Source organism: Shewanella sp. AS16 (assembly GCF_021412365.1).
Lineage (GTDB): Bacteria > Pseudomonadota > Gammaproteobacteria > Enterobacterales > Shewanellaceae > Shewanella > Shewanella salipaludis.
The window spans coordinates 1-15767 of sequence record NZ_JAKCLK010000016.1; the positions used below are offsets into that span (position 1 = coordinate 1).

A 15767-nucleotide genomic window follows, 5' to 3' on the forward strand; every position below is an offset into this window, starting at 1 on the left:
TTGAGTATCAATGCGGTTTCAATCGCCCATCTAGTTGACGAAGAATGCTGTACTGAAATCCCCGGCCTCGGCCACCATGATGCTCAGTGCAGCACCAGTGGCTCATAGCCTGCTCGTCTATCCAAAACGCCAGTGAGCCTCGTTTGGTCAAGGCTCTGTTATATTCCGGCCAATTGGTGATGCGATGCTTGGATTTGCCCATCTTGTATCGATTCCGGTGTGTTATTCACAGGATCTGATCGCATCAGGAGCAGAAGGTTCACCTATATAAGGCAACAACGCCAGTAAAAGTATAAGAGCTGCTTATGAGGACAGACACAATTATTCTTGGCCGGCATCGTCATTATCGGCAGCTGTCCGAATGTCCACGTCTTGAACCCGGGATCATGGGTCACGGGCTCGGGCACCTGGGTACAGCAGGCCGCGGCGCAGCAGCCATTTCTCCGCCTCCACCGCCAGCAACACAGTGGCCGACAGCAAGAGGCATAGCAGCAGTGCAAAGGGGGGCAAGGGCTGGGTATGGAACACGCGGTTGAGCACAGGCGTGTAGATCACCGCCAATTGCAGCAACAGCGTCAGCAACACGGTCCCCAGCAGCGGCTGGTTGCTCAACAACCCAAGTCGCAGCAATGACTGGCGCTCACTGCGTACCGCCAGCGCATGAAACAGCTGTGCCACGGTCAAGACGGTAAACACCATGGTCTGCCAATAAGCCTGTCCATGGGCGATGGCCCAGGCCATGGCGGCGAGACTGATGCCGCCGATATACAGGCCCGCCCAGACTATGTGCTGCCACAGGCCATGGGCAAAAATGTTTTCCGTCGGTGGCCGTGGCGGCCGCTGCATGATAGCCGGCTCGGCCGGCTCCAGCGTCAATGCCAGCCCGGGCAAGCCATCCGTGACCAGGTTAATCCACAGTATATGGATCGGCAGCAGCGGCACCGGCAGTCCCATGAAGGGTGCCAAAAACAGGGTCCAGATCTCGCCGGCATTGGATGTCATTGTGTACTTGATGAACTTGCGGATGTTGTCGAAGATCCGCCGACCGGCGCGGACAGAGTGCACTATGCTGGCAAAATTGTCGTCGAGCAACACCATGTCGGCGGCCTCGCGTGCCACATCCGTGCCCTTGCAGCCCATGGCCACGCCTATGCCGGCACGCTGCAGTGCCGGCGCATCGTTGACCCCATCGCCCGTCATGGCCACAAATTCCCCATTGGCCTGCAACGCCTTGACGATGCGCAGTTTCTGCTCGGGCGTCACCCGCGCATAGACCCTGATGGAGCCGACCTTCCGTGCCAGTTCGGCATCGCTCAGGGCCGCCAGTTGGCCGCCGCTGAGCAATTCGGCGGGTTGACGGGCGATCCCCAGCCCCCGGGCTATGGTCATCGCCGTGCCCGGGTGATCGCCGGTGATCATCACAGTGGTAATGCCGGCGCTGTGGCAGTCACTCAGGGCCTGGGCCGCTTCCTGCCGCGGTGGGTCCATCAGCCCAACCAGCCCGAGGAACGTCAGCTGTTGCTCCAAACTGTCGCTGCTCTGCCCCGCAGGCAGGGAAGCAAATTCACGCATGGCAAACGCCAGTACCCGATAGCCCGCCTCGGTCAGACGCTGCACCTCTGCCAGCACAGTCTGCTCCTCGAAAGGCTCGACGGCGGCAACGCCCAGTTGGCGGACGCACTGGCTCAGCACTGTCTCCGGCGCGCCCTTGGTATAAGCCACGACTCCCGGGTCACTCTGATGCAGGGTGGTCATGCACTTGCGGCGGCCATCGAAGGCCAGCGCCAGCAAGCGGGGGAAAGCCTGCTCCAGTGCAGTCTTGTGAAAGCCGCTGCGGGCGGCGGCATCGAACAGCGCCAGTTCGGTGGCTTCCCCTGTCATGCGACCATCCTGCAGGGCCACATCGTTGCTGAGTGCCATTGCCTGCCCAAGTTGCAACCAGGGTGGCCCGGGCCGAGGCGGCAGCACCGCGATCCGCTCGCCGGCGGCAAACAGCGCCTCGACGCGCATGCGATTCTGGGTCAAAGTGCCCGTCTTGTCGGCACAAATATAAGTAACAGAGCCCAGCGTCTCGACCGCCGGCAGATTGCGCACCAAGGCATGGTGGCGCACCAACTTGCGGGCCCCCAGGGCCAAAGAGATGGTCACCACAGCAGGCAGGGCCTCGGGGATGGCAGCCACCGCCAGGCTGACGGCGGTGAGCAACATCAGCATGGGCGCCTGTCCCTGCCACACCCCCACCACGAACACCAAGGCGCAAATCACCAGCACCGCCAGCACCAGATAACGGCCAAAGCGCAACAACCTCTGCTGCAACGGCGTGCTGACGCCCTGCTCTGTTTGCAACATTTGAGCTATGCGGCCCATCCGGGTCTGCAAGCCTGTGGCCACCACCACAGCGCAAGCGCGGCCGCGGGTGATCAGGCTGTGATTGAAGAGCAGATTGTGACGCGTCGCCGGATCCCCGTCGTCGGCACGCTGGCGGGCACTCTGCTTGTCGACAGGCAGAGACTCCCCGGTCAGCGCCGACTCATCGGCCTGCAGATCCTCGGCCTCCAGCAGCCGCAGATCGGCAGGTACCTGATTGCCGCTCTCCAGCAATACCAGATCGCCTGGCACCAGCTCGCTGGCCGCCAGCAGCACAGGCTGGCCGTCCCTCAATACCCGAGCCATAGGCGCCGCCATGGCCTGCAACGCACTGAGCGCGCGCTCGGCACGAAACTCCTGCAGCGTGCCTATCAGGGCGTTGAGCAGCACTATCAGCAGGATAGTCACAGTATCCTGGGGCTCACCGATGAAACCGGAAATCAGCGCCGCAACCAGCAGCACCAAGATCATGAAATCGGCAAACTGCCCCAACAGCATCCGCAGCCACGAACGCCTGCGGGCCGAAGGCAGCAGATTGGCACCATAGTGCTGCAAGCGGCGCCTGGCCTCGGCGCTGTCCAGACCGCGGCGTGATGCTGCCAGCCGTTGCAGCACTGTGTCTGCGTCGAGCAGATGCCATTCGGCGCTGTGCATCTCTGTGTCCGCCAAGGGCTGCGGCGACTCCTTGGGGTGCATGTCAGCGTCCGCCAATGAGGTAGATGAGTGCGGCGGTCAGCGCGGCGACCAGCAGAGTCTGCAGACCGCTGTGCAACCAGGACGTCTGGGCGATGTGTCCGAGAAACACCCCGAGAAAGAAAATCAGCAACAGTGCCACCATCACCGCCAGCGGCAGCGGTGCCAAGGGCAAGGCCACACCGGCGCGTGCCAGCCACAGGGGCGTGAGGATCAACAGGGATATTGCCAGTGGCGCGGCGCCGTTGATGATGGCGATAAACAGGGGTACCCAGCGCGCCGCCTTGCCGTGGGCACTGGCATGCAGATCGCTCAACATCGCCTCCTCCAGTTGGCTCAGTGCCCGCTTGCGCTCGGCCGCTTCACTTATATAGGCGCTGCTAATGCCACTCATGGCAAGGGCGATGGCCGCCCCCAGGCAGGCATTGAGGATAAGATCCAGCTCGGCCGGCGAGCTGAACACAAACCCCAGGATCAACCCCAGCATAGTGAGCGCACCATCGAAACCGTTGACCACCAGATAACGCCGCACTATGCCCTGGCTGCGGCTGATGCGCAGCAAGAAATCCACCCATGCCAGCCAGCCCACGGCGTCAGTCCGTGCCGGCGCCGCTGTGCACTTCTACCTCATCTATGCTGTGCAGCGAGCCACCGAGAGTGTTGATGGCGCCATGGATGGCCTCGAAATCGAGGGCGGCGCCTTCCACCTGCAACCGCAGCGACTCGGTTTTTTCATCCATCTCCAACACCGTCAGCTGTACCCGGTAATCGGCGCCGACTGCGGCGACCCCAAGGCAAAACTCCAGGGCATTGGGCCTGTGGGGTTTGAGTATATCCAAGACCATCTTTTTGACCGTAACCATGGCACCCCCTGACTGCTGTGACATTGCCGGCATTCATCACTGCCGGCGCGAAAACGCTTCCCAGAGGCAAGTGTAGGTCAGCGCAGATGCTTTGGCCTGCCCCGCTGCACCGGCCTGGGGGCAACGAATTCCGGCACTGGTCAATTATCAATGGTCGATGGTCAATGGCCAAGCAGCCGGCTGAAGTTGGGTTGGGTTAGGTTGAGTTGAAAAAAAGCGAGAGAAAAGAGAGGCCATTGCCTGAGCCACAGGCAACGCCCTTTAATCACCTAACCAATCCTGTGTACCCGGGTTTTCCTCTGGGGTGGAATAGGTTTAGCGGAAGATCCCCTCAATCAATATTGCCTCAGTGACCCAAGAACAACTCGAAGTTCATGCCCAACCCAAAGGCGTCACAAACTTTCGCTTGGAAACCAGCTCATTTCAAGCTTTAGACTTTTACAAAAAGCGAGGGTATATTTTATTTGCTCAATGACCCGAGATGCCGCCCACTTTTACTAGTGACTTTTAAAAAAAGCAAACGGCCATATAGCAACCCAAGCCGGCGGAACAGATAAAGCTTGCTTGCTTGCTTGCTTGCTTGCTTAGCCAAGCCAATTAGCCCTGTTTGGGCTGTCGTGCACTGAATTAACATGGAAGTACCATGATAGAAATAGAGCAACTCACAAATTCACATCTTGAATCGGTTAACAATATTCGTTTGGCCGAGGAACAAGTGAAATTCGCCGGCACTGCCGCAGAATTTCTGTTGGATGGCAGTGAGACTACGCACTTGCATGTCATTAAGTCCAATGATGTCATCGTAGGCTTCTTTAAACTGGATACCTCATACCCTGCAAACTACCGCTTCTGTCCCGAAGGCAGCCTGGGGTTAAGAGCCTTTGCTATTGATAAAAATCAACAGGGAAAGGGTATTGGTACTGCCGCGGTAAAGGCATTGTTTTCGTACCTAAAAACCCACTATTCAAATTACGGCTCAATCTACTTAACCGTCAATTGCAAGAATCCGGGTGCGGTTGCTTGCTATCAAAAAGGCGGCTTTGAAGACACGAATGAGCTATATCTTGGCGGTGCGGCGGGACCACAGTACATAATGCGTGGAAAAATCGCCTAGCAACTGGCTCTGGTGCTGCTGTTCTCGAAAGCCTGTCTGGGTGATCTCACCCAGTTTTTTATGGCTGGAAGTGCGGGTGAGTCTCCGATTAGCGCCCTGGCCCAACTGATGGCGCTGGAGAAGCAGCCGCTCCCGGAATCATCCGATACGGACCTAGGTTGGGGCAGATAAAAAACAATAACGCCGGCCGACTCGTCGACTGGCGTTATTTTGCCGGGCTATTATTTTACCGGACTATTTTGCCGGGCTATTTTACAAGCCAGTGAAGCATACCTGCCGGGATGCCATTGGCCGTTGCGGCTGAACTTAGTCGTTTTTAGACGCCTTGCTTTCAATCGTCCGGCTGCTGCCTATCTCTATCTTGCGGGGCTTGAGTGCCTCGGGGATTTCCCGCACCAGATCTATGTTGAGCAGACCATGTTCCAACTCGGCGCCGACCACAGTCACATGATCCGCCAACTGGAAGCTGCGCTCGAAGCCGCGCTCGGCTATGCCCTGGTACAGGTATTTGCGCTCCGTCTGCGCCTCGGTCTTGCTGCCTTTGACCAGGAGTTTCTCGCCTTCGCTGGTGATTTCCAGCTCGTCCATGGCGAAGCCGGCGACGGCCATGGTGATACGGTAACGGTTCTCACCCAGCAATTCTATGTTGTAGGGGGGATAACCGCTGTTGCCGTTGTTGGCGGCGGCATGTTCGGCCAGCTGGGCCAAACGATCGAAACCTATGGCACTGCGGTACAGGGGGGTTAAGTCATAATTACGCATGGTCATATCCTCTTACTTAAGCAATATGTGATAAATCAAATCGGCCGACCGGGTCGCGCCTCTATTCACAAATGAAAACACCTTACCAAGGCAAATCGCGGCGCTATTGCCTATTGGTACTGTGATCCTCACCTCGAGCCCTCGATGAGCGACTCTGTAACTGATATGGATGCCGAAAAGGATTTTTCAAGCCGTTGGGCAGATTTTTTTAGCCCCATGAAAAAGGCAGCCCCTGGGCTGCCTCCTGTATTAACGCTCGACTAATTGCAATGCCATGGTTAATCCACGGCTTGATGGTTAGCCTCAAATTGCATTCGAACCTGTCTTAGTTGCTGATCTTGCAGCCGGCAACGCTTTCAGAGTTCTCGTACACTATGTCACCGACCGGGTTATAGTCGTTAGCCACTACGCTGCCCTTCTCTTTGAAGAAGTCATACAAGACGTCGGCATCGACATAACCTGTCTGTACCGGTGTCAGCACAGGATAACCGTCGCCGCCGGCGGCGTTGAAGCTAGGCACAGTGAAGCTATAGCTGTCGGTGGCGCTGAAGTCCTTGCCGTTGATCTCGCTGATAGCCACTGTCTTGGCGGCGCAATCGACGTTCATCTTGACGCCGGTTACCTGGGCGTAGGCGCCAGAGTCTATCTGCATGCTGGCGACAGCACCCAGGTAATTGGCCACATCGCTGCCCGTCATAGTGCTCAGGGTCACCATGTTGCCGAAAGGCTGCACCGTCAGCACGTCACGGTAGGTGATATCACCCGCTTCAATAGAAGCGCGCACCCCGCCCGAGTTCATCACGCCGAAATCTGCGTGAACCTTGGTGCTCTGGGCCATGGCCAGCAAGCGACCCAGGTTGGTTTGCATGTTGCGCACATTGGCACGTTCGCCGTCCAGCAGACCATCGGTAGTCGCTATCACTTCATCCAGTTTGCCGTTGCCTTTGTCCTGGAAGTATTGCAGCAATTCTTTCAGTTCGGCATCAGGTGCAATTTCGTCACCTATCAACACCTTGCTCTTGTTACCCGCTTCATCGACAACGGTTTTCTTCAGGTTGACCGGGATCAGCTTGTAGCTTGCCAGATGCAGCTTGCCGCCAAAATATTCGAAGTCGGCACGGCCTACATACTTGCCCCATTCATGGGCCTGCATGATCCAGGTACCGTTCTGTTGATCCGGTACGCAGGCATCGCCGGCAGAGAAATCGGCATATTCATTGGTGCCGGGCTCCATACACACAGGGTTTTGCGAGTGACCGCCAACCACCAGCTGCAGATCGCCTTCGGTCAGGGCACGCGCCATGGCGACATCCCCAGGGGCGTTGCTGCCGTTTTGACCATCGGCATAGTGACCCATATGAGTGGCGGCAAAAATCAGATCGGCAGCCTTGGCATCCTTGATTTCCTTGATCACCTTGGCCACTTCGACTTTAGGATCTGTGAAGGTCAGACCGCTGATGAACTCAGGATTGCCTATCTTAGCCGTATCTTCCGTGGTCAGGCCGATAACGGCCACTTTCAGCCCCTTGATGTCGAACACCTTGTAGGCGTCGAAATAACGCGTGCCATCTGCCTTGTAGATGTTGGCCGCCAGCATAGGGAACTGGGCCAGGTGACGTTGCATGTCCAGGATAGACAATGGGTTGTCGAATTCATGGTTACCTACGGCCATGGCATCGTAACCTATGTCGTTCATGCCGACGAAATCCGGAACGGCATCCTGTAAATCGGACTCAGGTACGCCGGTATTAATATCACCGCCGGACAACAATAAGGTTTCGCCACCGTTGGCTTCAACTTCGGCACGAATTTGTTGAATTAAGGTTTTACGGGCCGCCATACCATATTCGCCGTCGCCATTGGACCAGAAACGGCCATGGTTATCATTGGTATGCAACACGGTGAACTTGGTGCAGTTATCGACACCACAAACTTCGGGTACGGGTGCTGTTGTATCGTCGTTACCGTTATTACAACCTGCGAGTGCAGCGAGCACAGCTGTGGCAAGCAATCCCTTAACCAATTTATTAGACATTATATCAACCCCTTGATTTTATTTATTTTAGTACTATTAATTTCCGACGAATATTTGGTATTCGTCGGCGCGTATAATATCAAAGATTAAATCGTAAATGTGTCAAAAAAATTAATTAAACTGAAATATCTACTTATTTAAATGAGCGGGATTGAGTGTATTTTGTTTTGTTTAAAGAAAAGGGTTTGCAAATAAAAACCTGAAGCAGGAGAAGCAACAAATAATATTGGAATAAAAAAAGCTGGCAAAGGCGCCAGCTTATTGGATCTGAGTTAGAACTTTTACTCAGTCGCTCGCATCCGGCATTGTTCCAAAATGAGAACAGGCTGTATACTCAAGTGCGATTGGCGACTCAGTTTGTTACGCTTTATTTTTACGCCTGCAACACTTTTGTTAACCAGCCGCCTATCTCAATCAATTGCTGTGGCAAGACGCTATGTGGCATGGCATAGGTTTTCCAGCTCAGCGGGTAACCTGCCGCCAGCAGCGCATCTTTGGCCATGGTGGCCGCAAACAAGGGCACCACATCGTCTTGCTCACCATGATGCTGCAGTATCGGCGTGTTTCTGTTGGCAGCGCTCAGCCCTTCGGGCAACTTATCACCGCCGGGCAGATAACAGGACAGGGCCATGATGCCCGCCAGCGCCTGTGGGTAACGCAAGCCGGTAAACAGGCTCATCACCCCGCCCTGACTGAAGCCCGCCAGCACTATCTTGTTGGCGGCAATCCCGGACGCGATTTGTTCGGCGATCAACCCGGCCACCAAGGCCTCGGACGCCAATACCCCCGCCATGTCGGCCCTGTCGTGCAGATCCATGCTCTTGATGTCATACCAGGCCCGCATCTGATAACCGCCATTGATGGTCACCGCCTGCTCCGGGGCATGGGGAAACACGAAACGTATGCCGTGATCCGCCTTCAATCCCAAGGCAGGCACCACGGGGGCGAAGCCGGCACCCGAATCCCCTAAACCATGCAACCAGATCACACAAGCCGTGGCCTGTGTGCTGGGTTCGACGACAATAGCTTCAAGCGGCAGAGCTGACATAATGTATCCTTTTACTTCTTATCATATGGAATGAATTGGGCCGCCATGATAGCAGCAGTCGGCCTTGGGCGTCACTCGGCGCCCTTCGCCTGGCAGGAACTATAGAAAAAATCGAACGGTTAACGGCAGTTTTTCCGCTATATCCCAGGCAACACAAACAATAGACTCACAGCTGAGCCGACATTGAAAGGTAACAGACATGGGATTATTACAAGCTGGAAAATGGGTCGACGCCTGGTATGACACAGACGCCAATCAGGGTAAGTTCATCCGTGAAGCCGCCCAATTACGCAACTGGATCACTGTCGATGGCAGCCCGGGGAGCAGCGGTCGCGGCGGCTTCGAGGCCGAAGCCGAACGCTATCATCTGTATGTGTCACTCGCTTGCCCCTGGGCACACCGCACCCTGATTTTCAGGAAACTCAAGGGCCTGGAGTCCCTCATAGGGGTGACAGTGGTTGAGCCGCACATGTTGGAAAATGGCTGGGAATTTCTGCACCCCAACACCCAACAGCATATCCAGGGGGCCCAGGCCGATCCCCTCTATGGCGACGATTTCCTGTATCGGCTCTACCAACGCGCCATGCCGGATTACAGCGGCCGGGTCACAGTGCCCCTGCTCTGGGATAAACAGACTCAGTCAATCGTCAGCAATGAATCATCGGAAATCATCCGCATGTTCAACTCGGCCTTCGATCACCTGACCGGCAACAGCCAGGATTATTACCCTATCCAGCTCAGAGACGAAATAGATGCGCTCAACGCCTGGATTTACCCTCAGATTAACAACGGCGTCTATCGTGCCGGTTTTGCCACCAGCCAAGCCGCCTATGACGATGCCTTCGAGGCATTGTTTGCCGCCTTGGAAGAGCTGGAACTGCGCCTGACCCACAAGCGCTATCTTACCGGCGCGACGATCACCGAAGCCGATTGGCGCCTGTTTACCACTCTGATACGTTTCGATGCCGTGTATGTCGGCCATTTCAAAACCAACCTGAAACGCATCGAGGACTACCCGGCACTCTCGGGCTATCTGCGTGACCTATACCAGCAGCCAGGTGTGGCCTCGACCGTGAATATGGAACACATCAAGCAACACTATTACTACAGCCATGCCAACATCAATCCCAGCCGCATAGTGCCACGCGGGCCTGAGATAGATTACCTCAGACCCCACGGCAGGGACTAACCTAGGTTATCTCCTCACTCATAGTCCAGGCCCAGCTGTTCCCGGATCTGCTCCAGCTGGGCCTCGTCATCCAGACTCAGGCTCCAACGCACCGCGCCGCCGTCGGCAAGCAGCAGCCTCCCCTGCCGCTTGAGCTGTATGTCTTCGGCCATCGCCTGCAACACCAGATTCGACGCCCGCAGCCGCACTTGTACCTCAAATGCCGTGACTATTATTTTACCCTGTGAAAAATCCAACACCATTTCGAGTACGCTCCGATAAAAAACGCGCCATCATAGCAAACTTGGCCGCGACAAACCCAAATTCATCTGCCGCGGACCTATTCCCGGGTCAAAGCCAATACCCGGTGCAATTAGCCAAAGGCGGTTGACCCTAAAAGATAAAATTCGGGTAAACTGGCCACTCAACAAATCCCATAGAACAAAAATAGGTTGATCATGACAATCTCTTACTCCCGCTGCGCCCTCGGCCTGAGCCTGCTTTGTGGCGCAGTCTTGCTGCCCGCGGCCGCTGCCCAGGCGCCCGCAGAACCGGCCCCAGCGCAACAGGCTGCCGCCAAGACAAGCATCTCCCAAAACAGCGACGCGCTCACCTTCGCCAACTATCTGGAGGTCAGTGTCACTCACATAGCACTGGATCTGGCGCTCGATTTTGCCCACCAACAAATAGCCGGCGATGCCATTCTGAGCCTGGACTGGCATAAACCCGGCCATACCCTGGTCCTCGACAGTCGCGGCTTGAACGTCAGCCAGATCAGCGCCCTGGACGGCGACGGCCACTGGAGCAAGGCCAGTTATCATATGGGGCCGAACCACCCAGTGATGGGCGAGCCCCTGATCATAGATTTCGCCGCTACCGACGTCAGCCGGGTAAAAATTACCTATCAGGCGTCGAGCACGGCTTCCGGCCTGCAGTGGTTGACGCCGGCGCAGACCCAGGGCAAGCAAGCTCCCTTCATGTTCAGCCAAAACCAGGCCATACATGCCCGCAGCTGGATCCCGCTGCAGGATACCCCGGCGGTGCGCAGCACCTATGAGGCCAAGATCAGTGCGCCCGAAGGCATCAATGTGGTGATGAGCGCCGATCGCCGGAAGCTGTCGCCCACCCAGACCCAATTCTCCATGCCGCAAGCTATCCCCGCCTATCTCATCGCCATCGCCGCCGGTCACTTGCAATTCAAGGCGTTCGATGCGACTTCCGGTGTCTGGGCCGAGCCGGAGATCCTGGCACAGGCACACAAGGAATTTGAAGATACCCCGGCGATGATCAAGGTCGCCGCCAAACGTTATGGCGACTATCGCTGGGGCCGTTACGATCTGCTGATCCTGCCGCCGAGTTTCCCCTTCGGCGGCATGGAAAATCCCCGCCTGTCCTTCATCACCCCGACCGTTATCGCGGGTGACAAGAGCCTGGTGAGCCTGATAGCCCATGAGCTGGCGCACTCCTGGTCCGGCAACCTGGTGACCAACGCCAGCTGGCGCGATCTCTGGCTCAACGAAGGTTTCACCACCTATGTTGAAAACCGCATCATGGAAGACTTGTATGGCCGCAAGCGGGCACTGATGGAGCAAGCCATAGGCTATGGTGAGTTGCTGGCCGAGCTGCCGCAACTCGACGACGGCGACTCTGTGTTGCACCTGGACATAGGCAGGCGCGATCCCGATGATGCCTTCAGCTCAGTCCCCTATGTCAAGGGCCAGCTATTCCTGCTCTTCCTGGAACATAAATTTGGCCGTGAGCGTTTCGACGCCTTCGTCAAGGGTTACTTCAATCACTTCGCCTTTCAAAGCATAAACACCGCCAGTTTCAGGGCTTACCTGAAGACGCACCTGCTCGAAGCCTACCCGGGAATCGTCAGCGACGCTCAGGTAGACGACTGGATAGAGGGCCAGGGGTTGCCGGCATTCATGACGCCGCCGCACTCTGAGGCCTTCACCTCTGTGGACGAACAGCGCCGGGCATGGCTCGACGGCAAACTGGATGCCGGCCAACTCCAGACCCGGGACTGGGTGGTTCACCAGTGGTTGAGGTTTATCAATGAGATGCCCAGGCTGGATCTGAGCCACGACAAGCTGGCCGAGCTGGACAAGGCGTTCGACTTCAGCCACACGGGCAACAAAGAAATCGCCTTCTCCTGGTACTCACTGGCACTGGACAATCAGTATTACGAAGTGCTGCCCCCCCTGGATGCTTATCTGACCCAGATAGGCAGACGCCGCCTCGTGGTGCCCCTGTACCAGAGCCTGGCAGAGTCCAAGCAAAGAGCCTGGGCCAAGGCCGTCTACCTCAGGGCCCGTGCCGGTTACCATCCCCTGACCCAATCGGGTCTGGATAGGTTGTTCGACATACGCTAACCGGCAGGCGCCGCCGCATCAGACAGGCCAATATTCACAGCCAATAAAAAAGCCCAGACCTGAGTCTGGGCTTTTTCATGCATGGGCCGATAGCCGGGCATCAATATAGGCATTCAACTGCTGCCCGGGGCGGCAGCATCAGTGGTGATGACCACCTGCGCCATGGGCATGGCCATGGGCTATCTCTTCGTCGCTGGCATCACGGGCACCGACGACTTCGATATCGAACGTCAGCTCGCGGCCGGCAAGAGGGTGGTTGACATCGACCGTGGCCATGAACTTGCCCACTTTCAATATGGTCACCTGACGTTGCCCCTGATCCGTGTTGACCACGGCGCTCATGCCAGGCTTCCACACCTTGGCACCCATCAGATGCTTGACAGACACGCGTTGCTCGGCACCTTCGATACGCTCGCCATAGGTCTCGGCCGCCGGCAGAGTCACGGTAAACTTGGCACCTATTTCTTTGCCATTGATGGCATTTTCCACGCCCGGCATCATGTTGTCATGGCCATGGAGGTAGGCGATGGGCTCGCCGCCTTGATTGCTCTCTATGACGTCACCCTTCTCGTCACGCAGTGTGTAGTTAAACTGCACTACCATATCGTCTTTAATGCTCATCGAATGTCCTTAAATTCACTTCGATTTCAAATGTGGCCGCAGCTTAGCAAAACTGCCCTGCGGGCTCCACATTTTTATCTGCCGCCAGCCCAGGGAAGGCCAGCCGTCAAGGGGCTGTCTGTTGTTTAACCGCCGGGGCCAGCGCCTGCAAGGTTTCCTCGCCGGGATAACCATCGGCGATCAGCTGCCGGCTGCGCTGAAACGCCTGGATCCCGGCCACAGTGTTACGGCCGAGCACCCCGTCCGGCTCTCCCACCTGGAAGCCGAGTGAGTTCAGTCCGGCCTGCAGCTGCTTGACCCGCTCACGGCTCAGCCTCGGCTGCTCCGGCGGCCTGACGGTGAGCGGCGCGGCGCCCACTATCCTGTCGGCCAGATGACCGACGGCGATGGCATAAAACGCCGAACGGTTCCAGCGCATTATCACCTCGAAATTATCATAGCCGAGAAAGGCGGGGCCGGTATGGCCAGCCGGCACATACAGCGCCGCCCGCATATCCGCCGTTGGCAGCGACCGGCCATTGGCGCGTTTGAGCTTGAGTTTGGCCCATTCGCTCAGCGGCTGCGCCTGCTGGCGCCCCAGGTGGCGGTAATCGAAATCCTCGGGCAGCAGGACTTCCCTGCCCCAGCGTTCATCCCGTTTCCAGCCCAGGTGCTGCAGGAAGTTGGCCGCCGAGGTCAAGGCATCCTCTGTGCTATGCCAGAGATCGGCCTTGCCGTCGCCGTCACCATCCAGGGCGTACTTGCCGTAGGCCGAAGGCATGAATTGCGTATGTCCCATGGCACCGGCCCATGAGCCGACCATGTCCTTGGACTCGAAGCCGTAACGCTCTTTCAATTTCAGCGCCTGGATGAGCTCTGAGGTGAAATAGTCGCTGCGCCTATGATCACAGGCCAGGGTCGCCAGCGAGTCCAGCACAGGCATCTTGCCCTTGTAGCGCCCGAAGTTGGTTTCCAGTCCCCAGAAGGCCAACAGGTATTGCGCCGGCACCCCATGCTGCGCCGTCAGGCGCGCGAGCAGCTGCTTATGTTCGGCCAGCAAACGCCGGCCCTCGGCGACCCGCCAATCTGTCACCCTTTGGTTGAAATAGTTGCCGAAGGTCTGGCTGAATTCGGGTTGTTTCCTATCCAGCTCCAGCACCCTGGGAACCAAGCGCAGCTGCGCCACTGTGGTATCGACCGTCTCCGGCGACAAACCCGCCGCCCTCGCCTTGGCTTGCAGTCCTGTGACGCAGGTGGCAAATTCAGCCGCGTCATCGGCAAGGGCAGTCTGGCCAAGCAGCAGACCGGAAAAAAGTGTTAATGCGGCCGCAGAAATAAAAGTACCCAAAGACATGACTCCAAAAAAAGAACATCAGGAAGAATGACCGTGGCTCGAGGCGCGGCTGCCCTTATTGGTGCCAGCCGGCCCGTACCCCAACCTCAGTCCAGCCTGGGCAGAGACCCGGGCACCACAGTCGGCACTCAGAGCATACTACCCGTGAAGCCGCCGCGATTCACCCCCGGCGTGCAATTTAACTGAAAATGCGCTGTCTGGGGCCACAAAAAAATCTTAACAAAGAATCCCTTGGCCTATGCTGCCGTTGCCGTATAATGAAGCCGTTATCAGCACACACCAAAGAGACCTATCATGACTGAAATCAATCCGGCACTGGCTGGCTTTATCGAAAATGTAAAACAAGATCAGCTCCTCTGGGGTCTGCAAGATGAAACCGGCGAAGGTTGGGTCGTTTGTGATTCATCCGAGTTTGAAGCCACAGATGTGATGCCTCTCTGGTCCAGCCAGGCAGCGGCCAAGAGCCATTGCTGCGACGAATGGCAAGATTATCAGGCAGTTGCTATCACTCTGGATGAGTTTCTGGAGTTCTGGGTCTCAGATCTGAACGACGATGGCGTCTTGATTGGTGTCGATTGGGAAACGGATCAGGACTGTTTCGAGCTGGATCCCATAGTGCTGGCCAAAGAATTAGTCGATGTCGAAGAAGCCTAAGCCTCTCGCTATCGCCCTTGTGACATGGGGTGCAGGCCGCGCCTGCCCCTGATGTCCATGGCAACCCTGGTCGATATCCCTTTCGACAAACGTCATACCTGCTGGTTCTGTGGGGAGCCGAGCAACCTGAGCTTCGAATACCCGGCGCAGCCCTCTACTCCGCACCCTTCACTGACAGTGCCCGCCTGCAAGGAATGCCTGCAGCTGGCCAGAAAACACCGACTGACCTCCATCTGGGACTGCCGCATGGCGGTGAAGGATGATTTGCTGCGCCTCTATGCCAAGCACCTGGCCATAGGTATCAACTGGACCCCTGAAGAGCTGGCCGAGTCGGAATTTTCCTGCAAGATATTGTCCGGGTTCAGGGAAAATGCCTGGATGATGTACGAAATTGCCCGCGACAGGGTCAATGCGCCCGGCTGGCCGCTGAGTTTGGACGGTGTCTTGCTGGATGATCATGGCCATAGCTCAGGCTTCAGTTTCGACGGCCTGGACTTCCGCTCAGTCAATGCCGCCATCAACCACTATGGCAATAGCCTCAGCCTGGACAAGGACTTGCTCGCCAAGCTGCTCGGCCTCCTGGGACGGGAACGTTTCGGCCATGCAGTGCGCCTATGCCGCATGCATATAGGCGTCAGTCAAGAAATGAAGCGCCGGCTGTTACAGGATATCGCCGAAGAACTGGCCAGCGACTAGCTAGGCATGGCTCGGGCCATAGGCATTAGACCACAGTC

General features: G+C 56.9%; 14 protein-coding genes and 1 pseudogene. 5 read left to right on the forward strand and 10 right to left on the reverse strand.

Annotated elements, in window-relative coordinates; translation table 11 throughout:
* Nucleotides 1-46: 46 nt before the first annotated feature.
* The 4 genes and pseudogenes from LZP73_RS18755 to LZP73_RS18770 form a co-directional block, all read right to left on the reverse strand.
* Nucleotides 47-202 (reverse strand): annotated as a pseudogene (locus tag LZP73_RS18755) (IS5/IS1182 family transposase); the annotation flags it as partial.
* Nucleotides 203-384: 182 nt separating this feature from the next.
* Nucleotides 385-3063: a cation-translocating P-type ATPase gene (locus LZP73_RS18760; RefSeq protein ID WP_234236430.1), complete on the reverse strand. Its 2679-nt coding sequence runs from the start codon at nucleotides 3061-3063 to the stop codon at nucleotides 385-387.
* A gap of 1 nt (nucleotide 3064) precedes the next feature.
* Nucleotides 3065-3649: a hypothetical protein gene (locus LZP73_RS18765; RefSeq protein WP_234236431.1), complete on the reverse strand. Its 585-nt coding sequence runs from the start codon at nucleotides 3647-3649 to the stop codon at nucleotides 3065-3067.
* A gap of 4 nt (nucleotides 3650-3653) precedes the next feature.
* Nucleotides 3654-3923 (reverse strand): DUF211 domain-containing protein, encoded by a 270-nt coding sequence (locus tag LZP73_RS18770; RefSeq protein WP_169562320.1) that lies wholly within the window; start codon nucleotides 3921-3923, stop codon nucleotides 3654-3656.
* Between the two features lie 643 nt (nucleotides 3924-4566).
* Between LZP73_RS18770 and LZP73_RS18775 the strand changes: the two genes are divergently transcribed.
* Nucleotides 4567-5037, forward strand: coding sequence for a GNAT family N-acetyltransferase (locus LZP73_RS18775; protein ID WP_234236432.1), 471 nt, complete (start codon nucleotides 4567-4569; stop codon nucleotides 5035-5037).
* Between the two features lie 306 nt (nucleotides 5038-5343).
* Here the strand turns inward: LZP73_RS18775 and LZP73_RS18780 are convergent, their stop codons facing one another.
* The 3 genes from LZP73_RS18780 to LZP73_RS18790 form a co-directional block, all read right to left on the reverse strand.
* Nucleotides 5344-5799 (reverse strand): Hsp20 family protein, encoded by a 456-nt coding sequence (locus tag LZP73_RS18780; protein ID WP_234236433.1) that lies wholly within the window; start codon nucleotides 5797-5799, stop codon nucleotides 5344-5346.
* Between the two features lie 325 nt (nucleotides 5800-6124).
* The gene (ushA, locus tag LZP73_RS18785; protein WP_234236434.1) at nucleotides 6125-7834 is read right to left on the reverse strand and encodes a bifunctional UDP-sugar hydrolase/5'-nucleotidase UshA; all 1710 of its coding nucleotides are present in this window, start codon (nucleotides 7832-7834) and stop codon (nucleotides 6125-6127) included.
* Between the two features lie 373 nt (nucleotides 7835-8207).
* Nucleotides 8208-8882: an alpha/beta hydrolase gene (locus LZP73_RS18790; RefSeq protein WP_234236435.1), complete on the reverse strand. Its 675-nt coding sequence runs from the start codon at nucleotides 8880-8882 to the stop codon at nucleotides 8208-8210.
* A 199-nt stretch (nucleotides 8883-9081) separates the two neighbouring features.
* Between LZP73_RS18790 and LZP73_RS18795 the strand changes: the two genes are divergently transcribed.
* Nucleotides 9082-10071 carry a glutathione S-transferase family protein gene (locus LZP73_RS18795; RefSeq protein WP_234236436.1) on the forward strand — a complete coding sequence of 330 codons (990 nt, stop codon included), beginning with the start codon at nucleotides 9082-9084 and terminating at the stop codon, nucleotides 10069-10071.
* Nucleotides 10072-10085: 14 nt separating this feature from the next.
* Here the strand turns inward: LZP73_RS18795 and LZP73_RS18800 are convergent, their stop codons facing one another.
* The gene (locus LZP73_RS18800) at nucleotides 10086-10313 is read right to left on the reverse strand and encodes a DUF3389 family protein (RefSeq protein ID WP_169562312.1); all 228 of its coding nucleotides are present in this window, start codon (nucleotides 10311-10313) and stop codon (nucleotides 10086-10088) included.
* Between the two features lie 195 nt (nucleotides 10314-10508).
* Between LZP73_RS18800 and LZP73_RS18805 the strand changes: the two genes are divergently transcribed.
* Nucleotides 10509-12425, forward strand: a complete 1917-nt coding sequence (locus tag LZP73_RS18805) for a M1 family metallopeptidase (RefSeq protein WP_234236437.1) — start codon at nucleotides 10509-10511, stop codon at nucleotides 12423-12425.
* Between the two features lie 138 nt (nucleotides 12426-12563).
* On the opposite strand, the gene LZP73_RS18810 is transcribed toward LZP73_RS18805, so the two are convergent.
* Together LZP73_RS18810 and LZP73_RS18815 are read right to left on the reverse strand one after the other, a co-directional pair.
* A complete protein-coding gene (locus LZP73_RS18810) occupies nucleotides 12564-13046 on the reverse strand; it encodes an FKBP-type peptidyl-prolyl cis-trans isomerase (RefSeq protein WP_169562310.1) in 483 nt (160 codons plus the stop codon).
* Between the two features lie 106 nt (nucleotides 13047-13152).
* On the reverse strand, nucleotides 13153-14379 hold the full coding sequence (locus LZP73_RS18815) for a lytic murein transglycosylase (protein WP_234236438.1): 1227 nt from the start codon (nucleotides 14377-14379) through the stop codon (nucleotides 13153-13155).
* A gap of 294 nt (nucleotides 14380-14673) precedes the next feature.
* Here LZP73_RS18815 and LZP73_RS18820 point away from each other — a divergent pair, with 294 nt between their 5' ends.
* Both LZP73_RS18820 and LZP73_RS18825 read left to right on the forward strand, forming a co-directional pair.
* Nucleotides 14674-15033, forward strand: coding sequence for a DUF2750 domain-containing protein (locus LZP73_RS18820; RefSeq protein ID WP_234236439.1), 360 nt, complete (start codon nucleotides 14674-14676; stop codon nucleotides 15031-15033).
* Nucleotides 15034-15084: 51 nt separating this feature from the next.
* Nucleotides 15085-15729: a hypothetical protein gene (locus LZP73_RS18825; RefSeq protein WP_234236440.1), complete on the forward strand. Its 645-nt coding sequence runs from the start codon at nucleotides 15085-15087 to the stop codon at nucleotides 15727-15729.
* Nucleotides 15730-15767: the final 38 nt, after the last annotated feature.

Coding starts and splice junctions, on each gene's coding strand:
- LZP73_RS18760 (WP_234236430.1), bottom strand. CDS start 3,063: ATGCACCCCAAGGAGTCGCCGCAGCCCTTGGCGGACACAGAGATGCAC.
- LZP73_RS18770 (WP_169562320.1), bottom strand. CDS start 3,923: ATGGTTACGGTCAAAAAGATGGTCTTGGATATACTCAAACCCCACAGG.
- LZP73_RS18775 (WP_234236432.1), top strand. CDS start 4,567: ATGATAGAAATAGAGCAACTCACAAATTCACATCTTGAATCGGTTAAC.
- LZP73_RS18780 (WP_234236433.1), bottom strand. CDS start 5,799: ATGCGTAATTATGACTTAACCCCCCTGTACCGCAGTGCCATAGGTTTC.
- ushA (WP_234236434.1), bottom strand. CDS start 7,834: ATGTCTAATAAATTGGTTAAGGGATTGCTTGCCACAGCTGTGCTCGCT.
- LZP73_RS18790 (WP_234236435.1), bottom strand. CDS start 8,882: ATGTCAGCTCTGCCGCTTGAAGCTATTGTCGTCGAACCCAGCACACAG.
- LZP73_RS18795 (WP_234236436.1), top strand. CDS start 9,082: ATGGGATTATTACAAGCTGGAAAATGGGTCGACGCCTGGTATGACACA.
- LZP73_RS18800 (WP_169562312.1), bottom strand. CDS start 10,313: ATGGTGTTGGATTTTTCACAGGGTAAAATAATAGTCACGGCATTTGAG.
- LZP73_RS18805 (WP_234236437.1), top strand. CDS start 10,509: ATGACAATCTCTTACTCCCGCTGCGCCCTCGGCCTGAGCCTGCTTTGT.
- LZP73_RS18810 (WP_169562310.1), bottom strand. CDS start 13,046: ATGAGCATTAAAGACGATATGGTAGTGCAGTTTAACTACACACTGCGT.
- LZP73_RS18815 (WP_234236438.1), bottom strand. CDS start 14,379: ATGTCTTTGGGTACTTTTATTTCTGCGGCCGCATTAACACTTTTTTCC.
- LZP73_RS18820 (WP_234236439.1), top strand. CDS start 14,674: ATGACTGAAATCAATCCGGCACTGGCTGGCTTTATCGAAAATGTAAAA.
- LZP73_RS18825 (WP_234236440.1), top strand. CDS start 15,085: ATGTCCATGGCAACCCTGGTCGATATCCCTTTCGACAAACGTCATACC.